Origin of the sequence: Citrobacter sp. C6_1, assembly GCF_014596835.2 — a bacterium.
Taxonomy (GTDB): domain Bacteria; phylum Pseudomonadota; class Gammaproteobacteria; order Enterobacterales; family Enterobacteriaceae; genus Citrobacter; species Citrobacter pasteurii.
Map to the genome: position 1 here is coordinate 1,087,349 of NZ_CP115031.1, position 21,869 is coordinate 1,109,217.

The 21,869-nt window shown below is 47.8% G+C and carries 18 protein-coding genes and 1 pseudogene; 10 read left to right on the top strand and 9 right to left on the bottom strand.

What is annotated here, in order from left to right; genetic code table 11:
• The first annotated feature begins 2 nt into the window (after positions 1-2).
• Both IB196_RS05355 and IB196_RS05360 read left to right on the top strand, forming a co-directional pair.
• A complete protein-coding gene (locus IB196_RS05355) occupies positions 3-410 on the top strand; it encodes a membrane protein (RefSeq protein WP_040233329.1) in 408 nt (135 codons plus the stop codon).
• A 31-nt stretch (positions 411-441) separates the two neighbouring features.
• Entirely contained in the window at positions 442-1,833 is a 1,392-nt protein-coding gene (locus tag IB196_RS05360; protein WP_040233331.1) for a DUF4832 domain-containing protein, read from the top strand.
• A gap of 47 nt (positions 1,834-1,880) precedes the next feature.
• Here IB196_RS05360 and galE read toward each other — a convergent pair whose 3' ends face one another.
• From galE to IB196_RS05385, 5 genes are all read right to left on the bottom strand, one after another.
• Positions 1,881-2,897 carry a UDP-glucose 4-epimerase GalE gene (galE, locus tag IB196_RS05365; protein ID WP_005122986.1) on the bottom strand — a complete coding sequence of 339 codons (1,017 nt, stop codon included), beginning with the start codon at positions 2,895-2,897 and terminating at the stop codon, positions 1,881-1,883.
• A gap of 65 nt (positions 2,898-2,962) precedes the next feature.
• Entirely contained in the window at positions 2,963-3,901 is a 939-nt protein-coding gene (locus IB196_RS05370; RefSeq protein WP_188232391.1) for a hypothetical protein, read from the bottom strand.
• 153 nt (positions 3,902-4,054) lie between these two features.
• A complete protein-coding gene (locus IB196_RS05375) occupies positions 4,055-4,690 on the bottom strand; it encodes a carbonic anhydrase (RefSeq protein ID WP_005122990.1) in 636 nt (211 codons plus the stop codon).
• Positions 4,691-4,845: 155 nt separating this feature from the next.
• Positions 4,846-5,130: a hypothetical protein gene (locus IB196_RS05380; protein WP_223237016.1), complete on the bottom strand. Its 285-nt coding sequence runs from the start codon at positions 5,128-5,130 to the stop codon at positions 4,846-4,848.
• Between the two features lie 142 nt (positions 5,131-5,272).
• Positions 5,273-5,539 (bottom strand): aminotransferase class I/II-fold pyridoxal phosphate-dependent enzyme, encoded by a 267-nt coding sequence (locus IB196_RS05385; protein ID WP_005122992.1) that lies wholly within the window; start codon positions 5,537-5,539, stop codon positions 5,273-5,275.
• Positions 5,540-5,780: 241 nt separating this feature from the next.
• Here IB196_RS05385 and IB196_RS05390 point away from each other — a divergent pair, with 241 nt between their 5' ends.
• Entirely contained in the window at positions 5,781-6,254 is a 474-nt protein-coding gene (locus tag IB196_RS05390; RefSeq protein ID WP_040233336.1) for an anti-virulence regulator CigR family protein, read from the top strand.
• 128 nt (positions 6,255-6,382) lie between these two features.
• On the opposite strand, the gene IB196_RS05395 is transcribed toward IB196_RS05390, so the two are convergent.
• Positions 6,383-8,131, bottom strand: coding sequence for a sigma 54-interacting transcriptional regulator (locus IB196_RS05395; protein ID WP_188232390.1), 1,749 nt, complete (start codon positions 8,129-8,131; stop codon positions 6,383-6,385).
• Between the two features lie 380 nt (positions 8,132-8,511).
• Between IB196_RS05395 and dpaL the strand changes: the two genes are divergently transcribed.
• From dpaL to IB196_RS05415, 4 genes are all read left to right on the top strand, one after another.
• A complete protein-coding gene (dpaL, locus tag IB196_RS05400; protein ID WP_040233393.1) occupies positions 8,512-9,726 on the top strand; it encodes a diaminopropionate ammonia-lyase in 1,215 nt (404 codons plus the stop codon).
• 33 nt (positions 9,727-9,759) lie between these two features.
• Positions 9,760-10,944, top strand: a complete 1,185-nt coding sequence (locus IB196_RS05405; protein WP_149692466.1) for a YgeY family selenium metabolism-linked hydrolase — start codon at positions 9,760-9,762, stop codon at positions 10,942-10,944.
• A gap of 68 nt (positions 10,945-11,012) precedes the next feature.
• The gene (locus IB196_RS05410; RefSeq protein WP_005122999.1) at positions 11,013-12,605 is read left to right on the top strand and encodes a D-aminoacylase; all 1,593 of its coding nucleotides are present in this window, start codon (positions 11,013-11,015) and stop codon (positions 12,603-12,605) included.
• Positions 12,606-12,683: 78 nt separating this feature from the next.
• Positions 12,684-13,970: an MFS transporter gene (locus IB196_RS05415; protein ID WP_188232389.1), complete on the top strand. Its 1,287-nt coding sequence runs from the start codon at positions 12,684-12,686 to the stop codon at positions 13,968-13,970.
• 635 nt (positions 13,971-14,605) lie between these two features.
• On the opposite strand, the gene IB196_RS05420 is transcribed toward IB196_RS05415, so the two are convergent.
• Positions 14,606-15,064 (bottom strand): GNAT family N-acetyltransferase, encoded by a 459-nt coding sequence (locus IB196_RS05420; RefSeq protein ID WP_005123001.1) that lies wholly within the window; start codon positions 15,062-15,064, stop codon positions 14,606-14,608.
• Positions 15,065-15,190: 126 nt separating this feature from the next.
• On the opposite strand from IB196_RS05420, the gene IB196_RS05425 reads away from it, so the two are divergent.
• Both IB196_RS05425 and IB196_RS05430 read left to right on the top strand, forming a co-directional pair.
• Positions 15,191-16,660: a PLP-dependent aminotransferase family protein gene (locus tag IB196_RS05425; protein WP_005123002.1), complete on the top strand. Its 1,470-nt coding sequence runs from the start codon at positions 15,191-15,193 to the stop codon at positions 16,658-16,660.
• A gap of 237 nt (positions 16,661-16,897) precedes the next feature.
• On the top strand, positions 16,898-17,623 hold the full coding sequence (locus IB196_RS05430) for a GNAT family protein (protein ID WP_005123004.1): 726 nt from the start codon (positions 16,898-16,900) through the stop codon (positions 17,621-17,623).
• A 73-nt stretch (positions 17,624-17,696) separates the two neighbouring features.
• Here the strand turns inward: IB196_RS05430 and IB196_RS05435 are convergent, their stop codons facing one another.
• Positions 17,697-19,736 carry a DUF262 domain-containing protein gene (locus IB196_RS05435; protein ID WP_188232388.1) on the bottom strand — a complete coding sequence of 680 codons (2,040 nt, stop codon included), beginning with the start codon at positions 19,734-19,736 and terminating at the stop codon, positions 17,697-17,699.
• Positions 19,729-21,150 (bottom strand): DUF262 domain-containing protein, encoded by a 1,422-nt coding sequence (locus IB196_RS05440; RefSeq protein WP_040233339.1) that lies wholly within the window; start codon positions 21,148-21,150, stop codon positions 19,729-19,731. Before IB196_RS05440 ends, IB196_RS05435 begins: the two co-directional genes overlap by 8 nt.
• Before the next feature lie 413 nt (positions 21,151-21,563).
• Here IB196_RS05440 and IB196_RS05445 point away from each other — a divergent pair.
• A pseudogene (locus IB196_RS05445) lies at positions 21,564-21,722 on the top strand (phage polarity suppression protein); the annotation flags it as partial.
• Between the last annotated feature and the right edge of the window lie 147 nt (positions 21,723-21,869).

Sequence of the window (21,869 nt, forward strand, 5' to 3'; positions counted from 1 at the left end):
TTTTGACCAGTCCTCAGAATCGCCCCCCCGTCATCGAACGATTTTATGCGCAACTTGATGAGCATATATCGGAGGGACTGACTCCGGAACAAAAAGATGGGATCGAGAAAGCGATCGTCGCCAGCACGCTGGCATCAAGACATCGGATCGATATTCGCAGAAGTTTTCCATTTTTCGGTAAACGCTTTTATCTGGTTTTTTTATTCGGCAGAGACTTACGTCAGCGGCATCGTCAGGAGTCGACCTTATCGACCATGTTACTCACTTTTTTGCTGCTGCTAGGCACGCTGTTTGTCTCCTGCTGCGTATTACTGACGCTGTATATGATCAAGTCCGCATTGGGTATTGATGTATTCCAACATTTTCACGTTGGTATCTGGGACTGGTGGTTAAGCCTGAAAGACCGCTAGTGTTAACAAACCTGTGGAGGGCGTCACTGCGATGAAGTGTAAATGGTTTTCTGCGCTGTTGTGTCTGTTCTGTCCGCTGACGGTATTGGCCGCAGTAACGACCGTAACCCCCAAGGCAATGACGGGCCCACTGACAAACCCAGGTATCGGGATCGCCAGTTTTCATCAGGGATATGGTGAAACGCTTGGACTGGCGGATTATCCCGACACCGGCTTTGAATATGAGCGCTTTTACTGGCGTGACCTTGAGCCTGTCGAAGGCCAGTACAATTTTGCACTGGTTGATGACGCTTTCAAGTATGCCGCGGCGCATCGACCGGCGATGAACGTCGGACTGCGGTTTATGGCGCTTGCTGAGCCGGAAACCGGTTCACAAATTCCCGACTGGTTGATTAACAAAGGTGTAAAGGGAACCTGGACGCCTGACAAAAAAACCTTTATCCCTGATTTAGACGATCCCTTATTTATTGAATATAGCCAGCGCCTGCTGAACGCGATGGGTAAACGCTATGATGGTAACGAGAACCTGGCTTTCGTCGATATCGGTATGGTGGGGTCGTGGGGAGAGTGGCATAACAGCAACTTCCCGATGCTGAAGCCATTGCTGGAGCGCTACACCACGGCGCAGTTGGACCGCTATGTGACGATGCATTTCACTGCTTTCCCCAGTACGCCAAAAATCATGTTGATGAGTGGTGGGCAAAGTCTGGCGAATGCGGTCGCGCGCGGGGCGGGCTGGCGTGCGGACTGCCTGGGCGATCTCCGCGTGTTTTCTGCTTCCTGGAATCATATGGCGGATGATTATCCGCAACGGCTGCAGGCCGCACGGAAAAGCTATTCAGGATTTAATGATGCCTGGAAACATGCGCCAGTGAGCTTTGAGATCTGCTCGTACATGCAGGACTGGAAAAATACTTTTCACTATACGCGAGAGGAAGTGCAGGGGATTTTTGACTGGGCGGTGAAGCAACATACCAGTACGATTAACCTGAAATCGAGAACAGTGCCTCGTGAGTATCGTCCGATTGTCGACGAGGCACTGACAAAACTGGGCTATCGGTTTCGCTTAGCATCCCTGAGCCACGAGTCAGTCTGGGAAGGTGGACAAGAATTCACCCTGACAAGCACCTGGTATAATGAGGGGAACGCGCCGATTTACCTGCCCTACACGCTGGCATTTCGTCTGGTTGATGAGGCCAATAAGGTGGTGGCACAAGGGAATGCCCCGGAAGATATACGCCACTGGCTGCCCGGAAAGCACTCACTGAGTTACCCGATGCCGATGCCCGGGACGCTGCCGAAAGGGAAGTATGCTATTGAGGCGGCGATAGTGGATAAAACCGGTGCGGCAAGAATTAACTTTGCCAATGAAGGGAAGCAGAGCAACGGTTGGTATCGCGTCTCCGCGGTCACGGTGAAATAGCCTGCCGTAGTCAGGAGCCTGGCAATCAGGCTCCTTAGCGTTAAAAATTAAACGTGATAGCCATCCGGATTGTTTTTTTGCCAGTTCCAGGTATCGCGTATCATTTCATCCAGATTGTAGATGGCCTGCCATCCTAACTCTTTTCGTGCTAACGACGGGTCTGACCAACATTCGGCAATATCCCCGGGCCTTCTGGCCACAATCTTATAATTAATTCGGGTTTGCGCCGCTTTCTCGAAGGCTGCGATCAGGTTAAGTACGGAATACCCGATACCGGTACCGAGATTGATGACTTTGTATGCCGCACCTTTTTCCTGGCAATCCAGTGCCGCTAAATGGCCAGTTGCCAGATCCATCACATGGATGTAATCACGCACACCGGTACCGTCGGGGGTTGGATAGTCATTTCCATAGACCGAAACGCTTTCCAGCTTGCCAATCGCCACCTGAGAAATATACGGTACCAGATTGTTGGGGATACCATTCGGATCTTCGCCAATCCTGCCCGATGGATGTGCGCCGACTGGGTTAAAGTAGCGTAGGCAGGTGATTCGGAAATCGGGCTGTGCGCGGGAAAAGTCTGCCAGAATTTGCTCGACCATGAATTTTGATGTGCCATACGGATTGGTGGTACCACCGGTTGGCGATTGTTCACTTAATGGAACGCTTTCCGGGTTGCCGTATACCGTGGCGGAAGAGCTGAAAATAAAGTGCTTCACTCCCGCAGCTAACATCTCACGCAGTAAAACCAGCGTGCCGGTGACATTATTGTCATAGTAGGCAAGCGGCTCTTTTATTGATTCTGAAACTGATTTTAATCCAGCGAAATGAATGACGTCGGTGATGTTATGGTTAGAGAAAATCGTTTTCAGAACATCGTTGTTCAGCACATCGGCAATATAAACGATGGGTGCTTTGCCGGCCAGTTCCGCAACCCTGTCCAGGGATGTTTGTGAGGAGTTGGAAAGGTTATCGATGACCACAACGTCATCACCTCTTTCCAGAAGCGTCAGCACGGTATGTGAACCAATATAACCAGCACCACCAGTGACTAAAATTGCCATACAGTCTCCAGATATATTTTTGCAAACTATCATTAATTCATTAATGCCACCGGCATAAATAAACGTTATTGGTGGCGTCGGTTAAAGTAATAATTCCGGTATTTCACCCTGCATTTATAAGATATTTTTTTAAGTATAGAAAACAGGCTGAATTTGCTTATCTTACTATCATACACGATATAGTTATCGGTAAAGTTCAGCGTGTGGACGCCCTCGCTTTGGTTGATGCTGGCATTGATCTGCGCAATCAAACGCTCATCAAAGTTGGATGCGTTAAGTGTGATTAACTCTTTGATATAAATTGACTTTCCGTACGTCTCTGGTGTGCATTCCTGGGTGAGAAAATAGAGTCTATTCTCAACGCAATGTGGTGCGCCAGCGCCTCGGGGGTGTTGATTAGACAGGTTAAGCGTTGGCACTATTTTTTGCCATGGCCCGGTTACATCACTGGCCGTATGGATAACTAACTTATCTTCCATCGTGGTGGATAAAAGATAAAAATTTTCATGCAACGAAACGACGACGTTATCGGTGAGCGCCTGGTCAGGTACTATTACTTTTACCTGTTTCCAGCGCGTAGGGAAATCTATCGACTGGAATAAGATAACCTCTTTCCTTTCAGAAGACTCCGGGATCATGAAAAGCTGATCGTTGTTGTAAAATAAAAAAGGAAATGATAAATGGCATTTTAGGTTATCAAAACCGTCGAGTTTCACATCCTCAAGCTCAACCAGGTTAGCATCAAGGATACGGCAGCGCAGGATACCTTGCGAATTACGAAAGCTTAATGCTTCATAAAAAACATAAACTTTATTGTCTTTTTCAATAATGAAAGGATCGGCCTGAAAGGTATATTTCTTTTTGAGCTGCTGGGCCCGAGTGCGGTTCAGAATTTCCAGTGTGTTAGTGGGAAAGGTATGCGAACCATTATTTTTCAGGATCATAATATCCCACGACTCATGAAAAAATAACATATTAATCAGTCTGTTATTTTTCGTTCGCATGCGTACCTGCTCCTTTTGATCGCTTAATCTATTGCGGGTTCCACGACAGCCACACTGATGGCTAGTTTAAAAGCTAGTCGCATGAGGGGTGTTTGTCTACTAACAGAAATCGTAGTGGGAGGATTGCCAGAGCATCCGTGCTCCAGTGCAGTTTTACTCGAAATGGACGTGTGGATTATCGGCCAGCGAAACGTAAGTTTTGCTGTTCTTATCCAGAGTACGAATTTCTCCACTTTCGATGTCGTAGACCCAGCCGTGCAGACGAATCGCGTTGTTGCGCAGGCCAACAGCCACGCAAGGATGCGTTTTAATGTTGTTCAACTGGGCAATTACGTTTTCTTCCACCATGGCATTCACTTTATCGATTTCGTTAGCCCAGGTTTTCTTTTCAACCACGGCTTTCGCGGCATCGGCATAGTGCAGCCAGTGGGCGACAGCAGGCATCGGGTCCAGGGGTTGGCTTTCTGCGATGGCTTTCATCGCGCCGCAGTTGGAGTGACCACAGATAACGATATCAGTCACGCCTAAAGCAACGACCGCGTACTCAATGGTAGCAGACACGCCGCCAGGCTCCGGGCCAAAAGACGGTACGATATTACCGGCGTTACGGATAACGAAAAGCTGTCCTGGCTCTTGCTGCGTCACTAACTCTGGCACCAGACGGCTGTCAGAACAGGAAATGAAAAGCGCTTTAGGATTCTGGCTGGATGCCAGGCTGCGGAAGAGTTCCTTACGTTGAGGGAAAATCTCTTTTTGGAAGTTGAGGAAGCCCTCAATGATATGTTGCATAGCAGTGTCTCTTTTCTCTGTTTAAGCAGGTTATGATGAAGATCACACTTTCCAGTTTAACACCCGCCGACAGAAGGGAAAGACTTTATAGCAGTTCGGTCAATATCTTTGGGCCATTTTGCCCTGACGAAGCAGGGCAAGCGTAGCGGCCTGCGTTATGCGTTCAGCCGTTTCTGGTATGCCGCTTTTAGTCTGTTCATCGCCTCTACCAGTAAGGCGCGCGGGCAGCCAACGTTCAGACGCATGTGCCCCTCTCCGCCAGGACCATATTGTGACCCTGGTGACAGGCCTGGTCTGGCTTCATGGACAAAAAAATCGCTTAGCTGCGTCTCGCTAAGCGCCATTTTTTCGGCATTCAGAAAGAGCAGATAGGATGCGCCGCCATAGACAATTGAGATCAACGGACAGTGAATTTCGATTTCATTTCTAACAAATGTCACGTTATCAGCCAGATAAGCCAATAATTCCCGGTGCCAGTCACCGCAATGGGTATAGGCGCTATAAATCGTTGCCTGTTGCAGTGAGTGAGTCTCTGCAAGATAACAGTTATCGAGAAAATGATAGAACCGGTGACGCAGTTCATCATTCTTTATAATGGCTATCCCCCCCCTGGATCGCCGCCGTGTTGAAGGTCTTGCTGACAGAGGTCAGTACGATTGACTGACTTCCTGCTGCGTCATCGAGGGTAAAAAAGGGCAGGTGTTGCTTACCTGGCAGGGTTAAATCGCTATGCACTTCATCGGATAGAATGATGACGCCGGCCTGCTGGCAATAGTGACTGATTTTTTCAAGCGTTTCCCGTGACCACACCATTCCACCAGGATTATGTGGCGAGGGAAAAAGAAACATTTTGCACTGTTTAAGTTTCTCGCTGAAATCTTGCCAGTCAAATTCATGGCGCCAGCAAAACTAAAGGCGCTGAAGACGGTCACAAAACAGCTGAACATAGAGATTGCGCCACCTCGCTCTAATAAGCGCGAGACATCAGAACTCCAGGCATGCAGATGTGTACAAATCGGAGTTATAGCAATGGCTCAAATTCACGCCATATCGTACATTTTTAGAGGTAACCACTGATAAAGGAATCATCATGTCCATGCTCCGTACTTTAGCAACGGCTTTAGTCGCTGTTGCCGCGATGACGATATGTGTCACGCCTGCATTTGCTAACCCCGGAAACGGTAATGGGAATGGTAACAGCGGCAATCATGGTAATAGTCAGAAAGGAAATTCAGGTCACAAAGGTAATCAGCAGTCAGATCAGCGTAAAAATTATGGCAAACCTGATCACGTCGATAGTGACATCAGCTATCACGTGGCAAGGCAATACGCTGTCCGATATGGTTTGACGGGGTATAAATCACTGCCACCGGGTATTGCAAAAAATCTGGCTCGAGGAAAACCACTCCCTCCTGGAATTGCGAAGAAGAGCGTCCCACCCTCTATGCTGAATCAACTCCCGTATTATCCTGGCTATGAATGGCAGGTTATCGGTGACAATCTGGTGTTGATTGCACTGAGCACCGCTGTCGTCACCGCCATTATTAATGGTGTGTTTGATTAAGAAGCTTAGCCGTAACTGCCCAATGGCGGCGCTGATGCCTTATCCGGCCTACTAAAGCTTGTAAGACGTAGGCCTGATAAGCGGGGCGCCATCAGACATTGATTGCCCGTGGCGGACGCAAGGGGAAATCATAACCCGTACAGTTTTATTTTTCGGTACAGCGTCGCAATGCTGATCCCCAGTTCTGTCGCGGCTTGTTTCTTACCCTCAACGCTTGAACCAAATCGCTGCATGACGTTTTCAATGGCATCTCTCTCTGCTTGTTTGCCCTGGTGGGCAAGCTGGCGAGGTTGCGCCATCATTGTGCTTTTTCTGCCATCGGCTGCGGTAAGCAGGTAAGGGGGCAGATGGCTGGCGTTGATCCCGGCGGCTTCTCCGCGCATGACAAAAATGTACTCGATGACGTTGCGCAGTTCACGGATGTTGCCCGGCCAGTGCCAGGCATAAAGGCGGTTAATAACATCATCGGGAAGTTTTTGCGGCGGTCGCTGGTAGCTTAGCGAAAATTCATCGGCAAAATATTGTGCCAGGACGGCGATATCCGCCCGTCGCTCGCGCAGGGAAGGGAGAACCAATGGCACCACGTTCAGGCGATAGAAAAGATCTTCACGAAACTGATTATTCTCGACCATCGCGCTGATGTTTTTGTTGGTTGCGGCAATAATCCGCACGTCAATATTGATGGTGTTGTTAGACCCCACACGGGTGATGGCTTTTTCCTGCAGTACCCTGAGCAGCTTGGCCTGCAAATGCAGTGGCATATCGCCAATCTCGTCGAGGAACAGACTCCCCCCATTGGCCAGCTCAAATTTCCCCACGCGTCCTTTGGGATCGGCACCGCTGAATGCGCCGCGTACGTAGCCAAACAGTTCGCTTTCCAGGAGTTGTTCAGGGATAGCGGCGCAGTTGATGGTCACGAAGGGGGCGGCTTTACGCGGACTGCTCTGATGAATAGCAAATGCCACAACTTCTTTACCTGAACCACTTTCCCCGGTGATCAGTACACTGGCATAGCTGTTGGCGATTTTGCTAATGGTACTTCTGAGTTGTTCCATTGAGGGGGAATGGCCAATAAGACGTACCTGTGTGTCAGACTCATAGGGTGAGGGGGCAATCGTGCTCAGGTAGTCGTACGCATCGCGAAAGATAACCATGGTTAATCGGTCGTTATCCAGTGACGAGAGCGAGATTTGTTTACACAGCACATGGTGTTTTTGCCCTTCAAGCGTCAGCCATGCTTCCTCATCGCCATACAAACTGTCTCCGGTCGTTTCAATGGTCAGGGGTAATCCCTGAACCTCACGGTTAAGTATGCGATCTGCTGAATGGTTGGCATGCCAGATGCGGCCCTTGCCATCGATGGCCACAACGCCGCGATCCATTGCATCAATCAGACGACGAAAGGCACCGAGCGTCTCCTGCGCGCGTAAGCGTTCCAGGCATTCAAAGACCTTACTGGAGATCATGACGGCGATTTGCTCTATAAACGTGACAAATTTATCGATCTGGCTTAGCAAAGTGTCACGCTGTGTTTGCGTTGAGCAAATAATGCCGATCACCCCAATGACGCGGTTATTGAGAAAAATAGGGGCGTTCAAATCCAGCATTTCAGAGCAGTAATGGTGTTTTTCACACAGCTGACATAGAGGATGTTCACCGGGGTTTTTGATCAATACCGTCTCACGGACCTGCAAAACATGCCGATAGATATAACCATTTTTTGCCACGTTCTCATTGAGCATATGCCGGTATTTACCGGTGCCAGCAATGCGCATTAAAGATTCATCAATGATTTCTACATCAGTCCCGGTAATGCCGGAAATAGCGTCGGCATAATTGCATATATCATCCTGGATATTGCTCAGTACTGAAATCATGATACTTCTCCGGTAAGGTGTCTCATTTCTCAAGGAAAATGATAAATAGGCGAACTATTGCAAAATTGATTTGCGAAAAATCAATCTACCGCATTGTTTTTGGATGTTTTTTTAATTTTATCCTTCGTGATCACACTATTTATCATTTATGAGAATTTATCAAAATCTGGCGATAAACTAACGACGGCTGTTTTTACCTTGCTATTATTGAAAATTGATTAATACATTGAAATAAAAGAACTTATTAAATTATTTTTAAGTTTCCCCTCATTTTCTAAAAAACTGGTAAGCATTTTGCTTTTATGGATTACCGATAGCGTAAATAACTCTGTATTACACCGATTACAGGGAATGAATTACCAGGATAATGAGGTTTTATGATGCAGCAAAACTTATCATTTTTTATCAACCAGACGCCGTTTACCGAGCACCCTAACGCACCGCTGGCACCCTTTAGTCGCCAGGAACTGGTAAAAGCGTTGAATTTTCATCGGTCTATTCCGGGATACGCTCCAACGCCGCTGTATACGTTGCCGGCACTTTCACAAAAACTGGGCGTAAAAAATATTTACCTCAAAGATGAGTCTCAGCGTTTTGGCCTGAAAGCGTTCAAAGCGCTGGGCGGCGCCTACGCGATGGCATGCCATATCGCGGAATTAGTGGGGAAGGATATCAGCGAATTGCCGTTTGATGTCATGACCAGTGAAGCTGTACGTCATGACCTGAAGACCGTGACGTTTGCCACCACCACCGACGGTAACCACGGGCGTGGAGTGGCGTGGATGGCGCGCCAGCTCAAGCAAAATGCAGTGGTTTACATGCCGAAAGGGTCTTCACAGCAGCGGCTGGCATCTATCCGCAATGAAGGCGCTACCGCTGAAATCGTGGATATGAACTATGACGATGCCGTGCGTATGACCGCGGATCAGGCGCAAAAGTATGGCTGGATCGTTGTACAGGACACGGCCTGGGAAGGGTACGAAAAGATTCCGCAGTGGATTATGCAGGGCTACGGCACGCTGATGCTGGAGGCGATTGATCAACTCCATCAGGTCGCCCCGACGCATGTTTTCGTTCAGGCCGGTGTGGGGTCATTTGCGGGAATGGTGCAGGGCATGGTGACGGCCGCGTGGGGCGAAAATCGTCCGAAAGTGATCGTCGCCGAAGCGTTAATTGCCGACTGTCTCTATCGTTCAGCCCGTGCAAAAGAGGGGGATGCTGTTGCGGTAGGCGGCGATTTACAGACCGTGATGGCGGGTCTGGCCTGTGGTGAGGCAAACAGCATTGGCTGGAAGTTACTGCGTGATTATGCCACCGCATTTGCTTCCTGCCCTGATGAAGTCGCGGCGCTGGGCATGCGTATGTTGGGTAATCCGCTGGCGGGCGATCCACAAATTATTTCAGGTGAGTCTGGGGCCGTCACGACAGGTCTTCTGGCGCTGTTGATGACCTCCCCGGATTTGGCCCAAACCCGTGAGCAACTGGGTCTGGATGAGCATTCCCGCGTGTTGCTGATAAGTACCGAAGGTGATACCGACCCGCAACAGTATTTGGATATTGTCTGGGGCGGTCAGTACCCGGGCATCAATAAATAATTTCCTGATTGAGAGTATTAACGGAGAAACCCCATGTTATCTGCAACCCGTATTGAAGAAGTTATTAAAAATTGCCAGGCGCTGATCCAGCAAAAAAGTTATTCCGGTCAGGAAGGGGACGTGGTAAATGCCATAAAAATAATGATGCAGCATTACCAGTTCGACGACATCCATGTTGATAAATACGGCAATATCGTCGGCGGTATTGTGGGAAATCAGCCGGGGAAAACGCTGGTTCTGGATGGTCATATCGATACTGTGCCGGTGAACGAGGAGAAGTGGACCCGCAACCCGTACGGTGGGGATATTGACGATGGCAAAATTTATGGCCGTGGCACCACCGATATGAAAGGTGCTGTTGCTGCGATGATCTCCGCCGTAGGATTTTTCGGCCAGGATAATCAGCGTAATTTCGCCGGGAAAATTTACGTCGCCTGTATCGTTCATGAAGAGTGTTTTGAAGGCATTGCCGCTCGTCTGGTCAGTGAGCGCTATCAGCCTGATTACGTCATTATTGGCGAAGCTTCTGAACTGAATCTGAAAATCGGCCAGCGTGGGCGTGCTGAAATTGTGGTTGAAACCTTTGGTAAACCTGCCCACTCTGCTAACCCGCAGGCAGGAATTAACGCGGTGTACAAAATGGCGCAGTTGATCGACAAAATTCGCACCATTACTCCGCCAACCCACCCGGTTCTTGGCCCTGGAATCCTGGAACTGACAGACATTAAATCGTCGCCGTATCCAGGCGCATCAGTGGTGCCGGATTACTGCCGTGCCACTTACGATCGCCGCTTGCTGGTGGGCGAAACCAAAGAAAGCGTTATTGCGCCACTGGAAAATGCACTTGCGGAGCTAACCGCTCAGGACCCACAGTTCAAAGCCCGCGTCTCTTACGCCGTTGGCAAGGAGTCTTGCTATACCGGCGCCACCATTGAGGGTGAGCGTTTCTTCCCTGGCTGGGTTTATGACGAGTCCGACGAGTTCGTGCAGGCCGCTCTGGCGGGCGTTCGTGAAGCGGGTTTCTCGCCAACGATTACTCAGTACTCATTTTGCACTAACGGCAGCCACTACGCGGGGGAAGCGGGGATCAAAACCATCGGATTTGGGCCGTCGCGTGAAAACCTGGCGCATACCATCGACGAGTATATTGAGATCGATCAGTTGACCGGATCGGCCCGCGGCTATTACAGCATCATCCAGACACTCTATCGCCGTTAAAAAATAAAGATAAATACCTCTTACCTTACAGGTGGCGCTGCTTCGCGGCACCGCAATGGAGAATAACGATGAAAACCATTTTTAAAAACGGAAATGTGATTGATGGAACGGGTAATCCAGGCCGAATTGCTGATGTAATGGTTGATGAAGGGCATATTGTCGAAATTGGTCAAATTGATGTTGGCGTCAATGAACAGGTTATTGATGCAACAGGAAAAATTATTTGTCCGGGCTTTATTGATACTCACACACACTCTGACCTGTCAGCCATTATTAATCCTGCGTTGTCAGCGAAAATCCGCCAGGGAATTACTACCGAATTGCTGGGGCAGGATGGCGTAGCGCTGGCACCATTGCCGGAGGAGTATATTCCGGCATGGCGTAAAAATATTGCCGGACTGGACGGCGATACCGACAAAATTGACTGGAAATATAAAAACACGGACGGTTATCTCAATCTGTTGGCATCCCGACATCCGGCGACAAACCTGGCGTATCTGGTGCCACACGGTAACGTACGCATGGAAGCGATGGGCCTGGATGGACGCCCTTCCACACGTGAAGATGTGGCGAAGATGTGTGAAGTCCTTGAGCGTGAGCTAAAAGCCGGCGCGTTTGGTCTTTCTACCGGGCTTATCTATATGCCGTGTGCTTTTGGTGATACCGCTGAAATGATTGAGTTGTGCAAGGTCACGGCGAAATATGACGGGATCTTTGTGGTACACCAGCGCAGTGAGGCTGACGATATCATCAGTTCAACGCAGGAACTGATCGATATCGCTAAAGCCACCGGCGTCTGGTTGCATATTTCACATATGAAAGTCTGTGGGAAGAAAAACTGGGGGCTGATTGACCAGATGTTGGGCATGCTGGAGCAAGCCCAGGAAGAGGGGATCCGTATCTCTTTCGACCAGTATCCGTACGTGGCGGGAAGCACCATGCTCGGCGTGATCCTGCCACCGTGGGTTCACTCTGGCGGGACGGACAAATTACTTGAGCGTCTGGCCTCGCCTGATTTGCGCGCCAAAATGATAGAGGATATCCAGCAGGGTATTCCTGGCTGGGATAACTTCATTGATTTTGCAGGCCTGGATCAGATTTTTGTCACCAGCGTCAAGACAGAGAAAAATCAGGATGCTGTTGGTCTGAACCTTGTTCAACTGGGGGAATTGCGCGGTAAAGATCCGTACAACGCCACCTTCGATCTGTTGTTTGAAGAAGAAAATGCCGTTGGCATGGTCGATTTCTACGGCACTGAAGAGCACGTCATTAAATTTCTCTGCCGGCCGGAACAAAATGTGTGCACTGACGGACTGATGGGCGCGGGTAAACCACATCCACGTGTGTTTGGCGCCTTCCCGCGCGTGCTGGGTAAATACGTGCGTGAAGAAGGATGCCTGAGCTGGGAAGCGGCAATCCGCAAGATGACAGGCAAACCCGCTGAGGTGTTGGGCCTGCAGGATCGCGGGTTACTGAAGGTAGGGTATGCGGCGGATATTGTGATGTTCGATCCCAATACTATTGCGGATAAGGGGACATTTGTTGAACCTAATCAGTATCCGGAAGGGATTGAAATCGTGATGGTTAATGGACGCATAGCCTTAATTAATGGCACGGAAAGTTATGCCTGTAGCGGTACTGTTATCAGAAAACAATATTAATAAATAACGCTAAACACGCATGGATCTATCGCGACCATTTATGGCCGCGGTAGATCACTACACCCCAAGGACATCACAATGAACCTACAAACATCTTTACCTTCAGGTAAACCTAAGACCTGGAAAGCAAGATATACCGTCCTGACATTAATCTGGTTGGCATGGCTGCTCTCGTTCCTCGACAGAATGGTCATGAGCGTTTCGTTGCCTTATATCGGCAAAGATTTAAATCTTGATACAACCCAACAAGGTTTAATTATTAGCGCCTTTTTCATTGGTTACGCTGCGTTCCAAATCCCCGGTGGTTTACTGGCGGATAAGTTTGGCTCACGTAAAATTATGGCCATTGGTATTGCCTGGTGGTCTGTCTTCACCAGCTTAACCGGTGCGGTATTAACGCTGCCGTTGATGCTGGCTGTTCGCTTCTTCTTCGGTATTGGCGAAGGGTGCTTCCCGTCAGCTTCCTGGAAAATGATTTCCACCTATTTCCCTTCGAAAGAACGCGGTCGAGCTACAGCAATTCAGTCAACGGTAAATACCTTAGGCCCCGCACTGGCGGTGGTGGTTGCTGCAAGTATTATCGGGGCGTTTGGCTGGCACATGGTCTTTATTGTGCTGGGGATCCCGGGCCTGTTTATTGCTGCGGGTATCTACTTATTCACACGTGACAACCCGAAAGATCACCCTGCGATTACGCAACAGGATCTGGCCGATTTAGCAGCTGACGATCAGGGTGGTCTGCAAAATACGAGCGCTATCGCGTTTAAAGATGTGCTCAAGATGCCGGTGCTCTGGCAGATGGCCAGTATCTGGTTCTTGTTTGATATCACCTTCTGGGGGTTTTCAACCTGGTTGCCAAGCTACCTGATCACGGTGCGTGAATTCTCACTGGCGAAGACGGGGGTGATGGCGGCAATTCCGTTCCTGTTTGGCGCGGGTGGGACATTAATCGGCGGATATTGCTCAGATAAATTCAAACCGATGCGCAAGACGTTGTATGTCGCGACGTCGGTTATTGCGGCGGGCTTCCTGTATCTGACCTTCAGCGTGAGCAGTGCGGATATGGCGGTGGTTTATCAGTGTATCTCTGCGCTGTTTATGTTTTTTGCCATGGCGACATTTTGGGGCATTTTAATGGATACCATCCCCAGCAATATCATGGGGCGGGCTTCCGGTATCGTTAACTTTGGCGGTCAGATGGCGGGGGTAGTTTCTGCACCGGTTATTGGCTGGCTGATCCAAAGCAGCGGCGGAAGTTACAACAGTGCATTTATCTTTATGATCGCCGCACTGTTATGTTCCGCCGTGGTGACGTTGACCGTAAAAGGTTCGCATGCCGTAGGTGCAATACCCAGTAAAGCCTGATTAGTGTCAAATGTCTGTGGCTCTGCTGTTCCAGAGCCACAGGATTTATAGTTATGCTGTTAAATTAAACCGTTAATCGTTCTCTCTAAGGAAAACAATAGCGGATTTTTTAAACTGCAAAAATAAGATGTCTTACTATTTATTTCATCCAGTTCAGGATAGGTGTGTATAACATTGTTATTAGGGAAACAATTTGTATAGACGTCAAGGTAATTTAAAACCTCGGCATTTAATGGTCTGGCTCTTTTATATACTTCTCTGGTGAATGAACTACATTTAGAACAATTGCATTGGCACTCCATCAATTAAATGCAACCCGGCGGCTTGTTTAGAGAACGCTCCATCAATATAGAGATGTAGAAACAAGTGTAGGGTAATTTTATGTGGGAATAAAAACCATGAGTAATAAGATATGTACAACGTGTTGAAAAGTAATGCTTGTTTATTGATGGCAAGTTTAGAATATATATGAATATGTCACTTTTCAGCGTAGCGGGTATTTGGCCTCGGAAATCTGACAATTTCGGATTCTGCGGCTTTGCGAAACAGAGCCGCAGACGAAGTGTTGAAAAATGAAGGTACAGTACGGGGGGATGTTTACTTAGAACTACCCGATTTAATGGGTATTATTTATTTTACATACGATACTCGATCATCCCACTCTTGCTGGCAACCCAGTCATAAAGGCGCTGACCGCGGAGGTTTGTTTCATGTGTGTGCCAGTATAATCTTGCAGCATGGCGCTTGCGGGCGTGTTTTTGAACATACTCGATAAGCTGCTTGCCGATGTGTTTGCCCCGGGTTTCTTCACTAACGAATAAGTCCTCCAGATAGCAATAATCAGACTCCGCCCAGGTTGAGCGATGAAAGAGATAATGCACCAGACCGACAATTTTACCGTCAGATTTTGCGACAGCACAGAAAACAGGCTCCACAGGATTGAGAAAACGGCCCCAGGTTAATTGTGTGACCTTGTCTGAAATTTCAGTACGATAAAAAATCTGGTAATTTATCCAAAGCGGTAGCCAGTCCGCGTAGTCTTGCTGGGTGACGGGTTCGATGGTAATCGGCGTAGTTGTGTTTTGGTTACTCATAGGTCTCCTGATAATTTTAGTCAGAGTGGTTTGCTATGGCGGTTATCCTAAATATTGCTTAAGCCACCGCAAAGAGACACTTTGCATATATTTCCAGGATCCACTTTTAACGTAAGAGTGAGTGCAATGAAAAAAAATAGTGCACCTTTATTTCAGGAGCTTTTCTTAGAGCAAGGCGTTATTAAGGAACAGGTGTACCATGCGCTACGCAACGCAATCGTAGAAGGCCGTCTGCCGCCAGGGACAAAGATACCCTCAACCCGGGGGCTGTCCGAGATGATGTCAATTTCACGGAACTCGGTAATTGCGGGTTATGACCGACTGTTAGACGAAGGGTATATTCAAACGCGCAAAGGCGCTGGAACCTTTGTCACGCCAAGTCTTCCTGACCGCAGCATCAGCGGGCTCTATCCTGAATCGCAGCAAGGAGATGAACTGCCCGCCGATGGGCAGCTAAATGCGGATATCGTATCCGTTCGTGGTCTATGGTCTGGTGATGTTGAAGGGCGTGAAATGAACCGTCTGTTCGCCGTCGGTGTGGGCTGTACTGATCTCTTTCCTCATTCATTATGGGGCAAGTTACTGGGACGAGTCTGGAGACAATCCCGGCATCAACTCGGCTCTCATACCAGCCCCTGCGGTTTTTATCCCTTACGAAAAGCAATTTTTCACTACGTGAAAACAACGCGAGGGGTTAACTGTAGTGAAGATCAGATAATTATCGTAAACGGTATTCAGCAGGCGTTAAATATTACTGCCCGGGCGTTACTTACAAAAGGAAATGACGTTTGGCTGGACGACCCTGGTTATAAAGGTGCGCGCGGGGTATTTATGTCAACAGGGGCAATTGTGAGACCTGTGCCGGTGGATAGCAAAGGAATGAATGTTCAATACGGCATTGATCATTTCCCTCATGCGAAACTGGCCTATGTTGTTCCTTCCGATCAGTACCCGCTTAGCGGAACACTCAGTTTATCCCGACGACTTGAGTTACTGGAATGGGCTCGGGTTAACCGGGCATGGATATTTGAAGATGATTACAATAGTGAGTTTCGTTATGCCGCACGCTCTTTGCAAGCCTTGCAGGGATTAGATCAGCATCAGCGGGTAATATATTCAGGGACATTTTCAAAAATGATGTACCCAGAATTTCGTTTAGGTTTTTTAGTTGTTCCGCCAGGATTAAAAGAACAGTTTATCGTGACAAAATATTTTTCCGATATTGGCTCCAGTTATCTTGAGCAGGCGGTACTGGCGAGTTTTATTGAAGAAGGACATTACGCCAGCCATGTGCGACGGGTTCGTAAGGCATGCTACGAGCGGCGAACGGCGTTGGTCAATGCTATTCAATGCTATCTTGCCGATAAAATGACCGTTCAGCCTTCTGATTCTGGGGTGCATATTGTCTGCTGGTTGCATGACGGGTTGACTGGCGATGAGGTCGAACAGAAAGCCAGAATGCTGGGGCTGGGGATTCAATCATTGAGTCATTATTATCATGGGGATACCTCCCGACAGGGGATTTTGATCGGTTTTGCGAATCATCCACCAGAGGTTATTGTTGAGGGTATTCGTCGTCTTGCCCATGCCATGTAGCGTCGCTTTGATGCTGATAGCGATGGCGCATAATAATGTCATTAATAGCAGTGTTTCTTATTTCCACCACAGTTGCATGACCGGTATTTTTTAATTGCGCATAAGCAATACGGTGCTGGTATTCGGTATAGCATTGCCATGTGGATCTGTTAAAAACATCCATTGTGGTTCTTTTTACCCCGTCAGATGTCTCTTATTCTGCAGTCATTTGACACTCTATTATGAGAGGTAAATAGCATGTCATCCACGTTTAATGAATTCCAGCAACCCGTTGGTTTAGCGTTACCGGACTGGCAAGGTGCGCGATTTCCCGCGGCTCAGCACATCACCGGTCATTATTGCAAACTTGAGCGTATTAACGTCGAACGCCACGCAAAGGCACTTTATGAAGCCTATTGCGATACGCCTGACTCTCGCGACTGGACCTATCTCGCGTCAGGGCCATTCGCGACCTTTGATTCTTTCTTAAACTATTTAACGAAGATTGCGGCGCAGACCGACCCCATGCATTTTGCCGTAATCGATTTGGCCAGTATGCAGGCTGTCGGCACGCTGGCACTTATGCGCATTGATGCATCGAATGGCGTAATAGAAGTGGGTTGGGTGACCTATTCATCACGCATGAAACGTTCGCGGGTTTCAACGGAGGTCATGTCGCTGCTGTTAGATTATGTTTTTGAGGGGCTGGGGTATCGTCGCGTTGAATGGAAATGCGATGCGCTTAATGCGCCTTCTCGTGCGGCAGCAACACGCTTTGGTTTTACCTTTGAAGGCATATTCCGTCAGGCCGTTGTTGTACACCAGCGTAATCGGGACACCGCGTGGTATTCGATCATTGATAGTGAATACCCAGCGCTACGCGAAGCGTTCACCCTTTGGCTTGATGAGGGTAATTTTGATAGCGAAGGACAACAGATTAAGCGCCTGGCAACGCTGATAAACAATGAAAGAATGACGGCATAGGTGCCCGCACCGCCATAACACGCCGACAACGTTATATCCGCTCGCGACACCTTGCCGGGAGCGGCTTTCTGCATTAATACATCTCTTCCACTTCCTCGGCCAGCAGCGCTACCATCTCCTTACCATGACTGATAATCTCTTTCTCGCTCCACTGCTTATTGCGCTTCATCAGCTCGAGCATCGCCAGAAGTTTCAGACTGTCGATCTCTTTACGAGCCAGGCTGGCTTCAAAATGTTCTCTCTTTTGCTGGGGTTGGAAATTACTTAGCCGCGAGTTTTTACTGTGGCTAATCAGGCAGAGATTCCCAAAATCATGTAACTGCTCTTCATCCATTTTGGGGTGGCCATCTATAGGGTGCTGAGGATAAAAATGTTCCACCGAGCTTCGGAAGGTAAACTCAAAACGGCGGGCAATATCGTTACTCGTGTTTTGTTTTTTCCAAAGTAAATAGTCAAGATAGTTAAAAACAAAGTTGTTTTCGATAGTCCCGAATCGTAATTTAGCGTTGATAGCCTGCGACCAACGTTTGTCGCAGATGATCTCTGGAAGAAAATCATCATCACCAAAGATCATATTGTAATATGATACAGCCCCATCCTGGGCTAAAAATCGCATAAAGACAAAGCGGCGAGCCATGTTCTCAAGATATGCCAGGTAGTCTCCAGCATCAATTTCATCTTCCGGACTGTGCTCATCAAACAAATATGTCAGCGCACCATTGAGCCAGTGTTTATAAACCAGTGTTGGCGTTGAGACATGGAAAGCTGATAGCAACATCAGGACCTGGCGGTTTATATCATCAAACTCTCCCTCGTTATTATCAAAGGTATTAACATAACCTACACTTTGGGACGAGTATTGATACAAGCGTTTCAGGCTCCATCCGTCAGTGCCCTGAGTGAATTCTCGCTTAATAATATAGCGATCAAAAAGATATTTGCATTTCAGTAAACTATAAATGAAAGATTTTACCGCGGCGATTGGCTTTTCCTGCTTCAGCAGGCGTGACTCAAATTGCTCAACGAGTTGCTTATCATCAAGTGGCACTCCCTCAGTTGTACCCGGGTCTCTGCTGACAAGACGGAGTACATGAAGAAGGAAATTTGAAAAATTTATCACGCTGTTAAAACGCTCTGAGCCTGCGCTGTCTTCCTCTTGCTGGAGAGTACTGTCCAGACGAGTGTCACACAATATTTCTTCCAGAGTTTGCCCCTGGCGTTGATGTTGCGCTTCTGTGGCGTCGGTATCTGGAAATGAGCCAGCTTGATCCAGCAATTCAACCAAATTTGAGAAACTGGTCGGATTAAATTGATGTATATGCTTTTTGCCAAACAGTTGTTGACGTTCTTTTGGCGTAAAACCGTATTGGATGTAACGTTCCATATTCGAACACGCATCCCATACCCTGGCCAGAGTATCAAGACTTTTGTGCCGCTCTTTGGTATTCCTAATCCCATTCAGGACATTCATCAGACGCGCTTTGACGATTTCGTGTTTTTCGAGCTGTTCGCCGCGATTGTTCATCGCCTCAAAAAAATGATTAAGATCGGTATCTGCTGGCACTTCGATACGAGAAATCTGCACGTGATTGAACAGATACTTGCAAAACACCTTCAACGCGCGGCCTTTAAGCTGAAGCTCAGCCAATGCTTTGCCGATCATTTCGTAACCTCTGATCAAACCTTCGTTATAATCGTCACCGCGCATATGTTGCACATCTACGCCTTGCCATAACTTTTCGAAGGTGAGGGTAGAGACAGGACGACTTTCGAAAGTGAGATTGAGTTTTTGATACCACTGCATATCAACAGATTTATCTGCGTGGCATTTGAGCCAGTTAGCAAGTAGGGAGAGCGTTGTAAAGCGTTGTTGCCCGTCAATAACTTCATAGCAGTCATCACCCCGGGAAAACACCACTAATGTACCGATGTAATAAGTCTGCGGGTGCCTGGCGGAAGTGGATTTTTTCTGATAATCCAGCACATCCTGTAAAAGCTGAGTGATTTCGCCCTGGCCCCAGGCGTAATTACGCTGGTACATTGGAATCAAATATTTTGCGCGGTCGCTAAGTAAATCGTTTATAAAAAAAGGCCGTACGTGGGAATTACTCATAATATCTCATCTTCCTGAATAGCATGATTAGCTCATCTTCAGTTCCATTGCGATTATTTTTATTATCCTGGATGCCGAGTGTGCGCAGGGGGAAAGCATGTAGATCTTTGGGGTGACGTGCATCGCGGATAGTACGTAGTAGGTTGTTATGTAGCACATAGTTATCGACGGTAGCTAATTGAACCACCTGCTGACCAATACGGCAGGTATATGCCCAGATAAAGCATTTTTCTATCGCCAGAGACAGTTCCTGAGTCCCGAATTTATCAATATAAAAAATCAGAGCGCAATCGAACATCGCCCGGACATAGCGATCGCCAGTGCGGGTGCGCCTGACATAGCTGTTCAGGGTGTATAGAATATTGCTTGCGCAGGGTTCCAGCACCTCATTCAATAGAGTAATTGGCTTATTCTCATCAGCATCTTTTTCTCTGTTGATAATAACGGCGACCTGCTTTTGATAATGTTCGGCCATTTCAAAGAAACGGCGGCCATTGATGATCATCTGATCCAGACTGAAGGGGAAGCTTAGGCTCTGACCGTCAATTTTGCGTTGGTATTGACTGTTGTAATCATCGACATAGTGGTGGGCGATCCGCAATGAACCCACATACGGGAAATGCGCGATCTGAGAAATATTGATCCCTTTAAACAGGTCAACTTCACCTTTGCCAAAGAAGCGGGCTGATTTACCCTCTGCCCACTGACGAACCCGGAACAGGTAATTGGCAAAGAGCGTTGCCAGCCTTTCGCTAGGCAACCTCTCCCAGTGAGCGACGGCTTTAGCTTTTAGCCCAGCTTCATCAGAGGAAAACTCACGTAAGTGGAAGGCTTTAAGTAGATCGTGGGGAGCCAGATCTTTACCGCGTGCATTTTGTGAATCGAAGAACTGAAATGCTTCTGAAACTTCATTCAACACGAAAGTGACAACTTCGCAGCGGTTCAGCATAAAGTCGATAAGTTCTTCGCTGAACTCGGTGCGTTCAACAAGCCTGAGTAACTCCAGGTAATTACGTCGAAGATTGGCTTGTGAATCCAGACTGGTAAAACGCTGACGTGCCATAAAAGCATCGACATCAGGTTTGAGTTTGGTAAGTTGCTCGACCAGGTCTTTGCGTTTGAGGTTGTGCAGGCGAGTTTCTGTCAATGCTTTGACTGCCAGCATTAAGGTCAGGGTTCGTTGTTGACCATCAACAATATCCAGCCACGTTTTTTCTTCTTCCGAGTGCTTATGGAAAACAACGGAGCCTAGTCGATAGGCCGTTTTATCACGATGTGATCCCAGATCGGAAAAAAGGTCAGCTATATTTTTGCTATTCCAGCGATAAGGGCGCTGGTAACTCGGAATCGCTAATTGCTTAACAGAAAGTAATTGACGAATGGGTATGACCTGTTTATCAAGCTGCTCCATCATGCCTCCTGCATGAATTTAAAATGGAGAACAGTTTTTTATTGTCCCTGAAACGTTCTATTAATGCAATCAATGATGGCCTAACTTATTGTTATTGGCTGACTAAAGCTAAATTTTTATGGATCGTGGTTTCTTATTTATTATTAAATTTACTAAGAATTTTACCATTATTTTTTAGATGTTTTGATTTTTTTCTATTGTGCCATGCGGTTTTTATTTTTTGTGGATATATATATTAAAATCGGATGTATTCATTCTATTTTATTCACCCAATTGAATGACAGTAAGCAGATGATATGTTGTCCAGATGCAATTTGGTGTTGTTCTAATCCAATTTTCGTGGGGCTAGGGTTAGACCGAACAGATACAAAATGCCCTCAGCTTACGCCGAGGGCTTGTCACCGGTGTTTGGTGGGCTGGCCGACCTTGAATGGAAATATCGCGAGCAGCCCCTTGCCGGTGATGAACCGAGCCTGCGCAGAATGCAAGAGTTGCGCAACAATATCGACGTGACAAAATGGAAGATTAATCAGACAGTCGGTCGCTATATCCGCTCACATGAGGCGGTGCCCAATTTTCTCTGGATTTAGCCGGATGTTCTCGGACAACGACAGACACAAAAAAGCCCGCAGGGCTTGTGCCATGCGGGCTCTTAGGACTTCATCGGATGACTCTGGTAATCACCGATGGAGAATTTTGGTGGGCTGGCGTCCCTGTACTTT

Excerpts from the sequence above, each read along its gene's own strand:
- IB196_RS05425 (WP_005123002.1), top strand. The coding sequence starts at position 15,191 with ATGAAAAAAAATAGTGCACCTTTATTTCAGGAGCTTTTCTTAGAGCAA.
- dpaL (WP_040233393.1), top strand. The coding sequence starts at position 8,512 with ATGCAGCAAAACTTATCATTTTTTATCAACCAGACGCCGTTTACCGAG.
- IB196_RS05375 (WP_005122990.1), bottom strand. The coding sequence starts at position 4,690 with ATGCAACATATCATTGAGGGCTTCCTCAACTTCCAAAAAGAGATTTTC.
- IB196_RS05405 (WP_149692466.1), top strand. The coding sequence starts at position 9,760 with ATGTTATCTGCAACCCGTATTGAAGAAGTTATTAAAAATTGCCAGGCG.
- IB196_RS05410 (WP_005122999.1), top strand. The coding sequence starts at position 11,013 with ATGAAAACCATTTTTAAAAACGGAAATGTGATTGATGGAACGGGTAAT.
- IB196_RS05370 (WP_188232391.1), bottom strand. The coding sequence starts at position 3,901 with ATGCGAACGAAAAATAACAGACTGATTAATATGTTATTTTTTCATGAG.
- IB196_RS05395 (WP_188232390.1), bottom strand. The coding sequence starts at position 8,131 with ATGATTTCAGTACTGAGCAATATCCAGGATGATATATGCAATTATGCC.
- IB196_RS05360 (WP_040233331.1), top strand. The coding sequence starts at position 442 with ATGAAGTGTAAATGGTTTTCTGCGCTGTTGTGTCTGTTCTGTCCGCTG.
- IB196_RS05435 (WP_188232388.1), bottom strand. The coding sequence starts at position 19,736 with ATGAGTAATTCCCACGTACGGCCTTTTTTTATAAACGATTTACTTAGC.
- IB196_RS05430 (WP_005123004.1), top strand. The coding sequence starts at position 16,898 with ATGTCATCCACGTTTAATGAATTCCAGCAACCCGTTGGTTTAGCGTTA.
- IB196_RS05440 (WP_040233339.1), bottom strand. The coding sequence starts at position 21,150 with ATGATGGAGCAGCTTGATAAACAGGTCATACCCATTCGTCAATTACTT.
- galE (WP_005122986.1), bottom strand. The coding sequence starts at position 2,897 with ATGGCAATTTTAGTCACTGGTGGTGCTGGTTATATTGGTTCACATACC.
- IB196_RS05385 (WP_005122992.1), bottom strand. The coding sequence starts at position 5,539 with ATGTTTCTTTTTCCCTCGCCACATAATCCTGGTGGAATGGTGTGGTCA.
- IB196_RS05415 (WP_188232389.1), top strand. The coding sequence starts at position 12,684 with ATGAACCTACAAACATCTTTACCTTCAGGTAAACCTAAGACCTGGAAA.
- IB196_RS05420 (WP_005123001.1), bottom strand. The coding sequence starts at position 15,064 with ATGAGTAACCAAAACACAACTACGCCGATTACCATCGAACCCGTCACC.
- IB196_RS05390 (WP_040233336.1), top strand. The coding sequence starts at position 5,781 with ATGTCCATGCTCCGTACTTTAGCAACGGCTTTAGTCGCTGTTGCCGCG.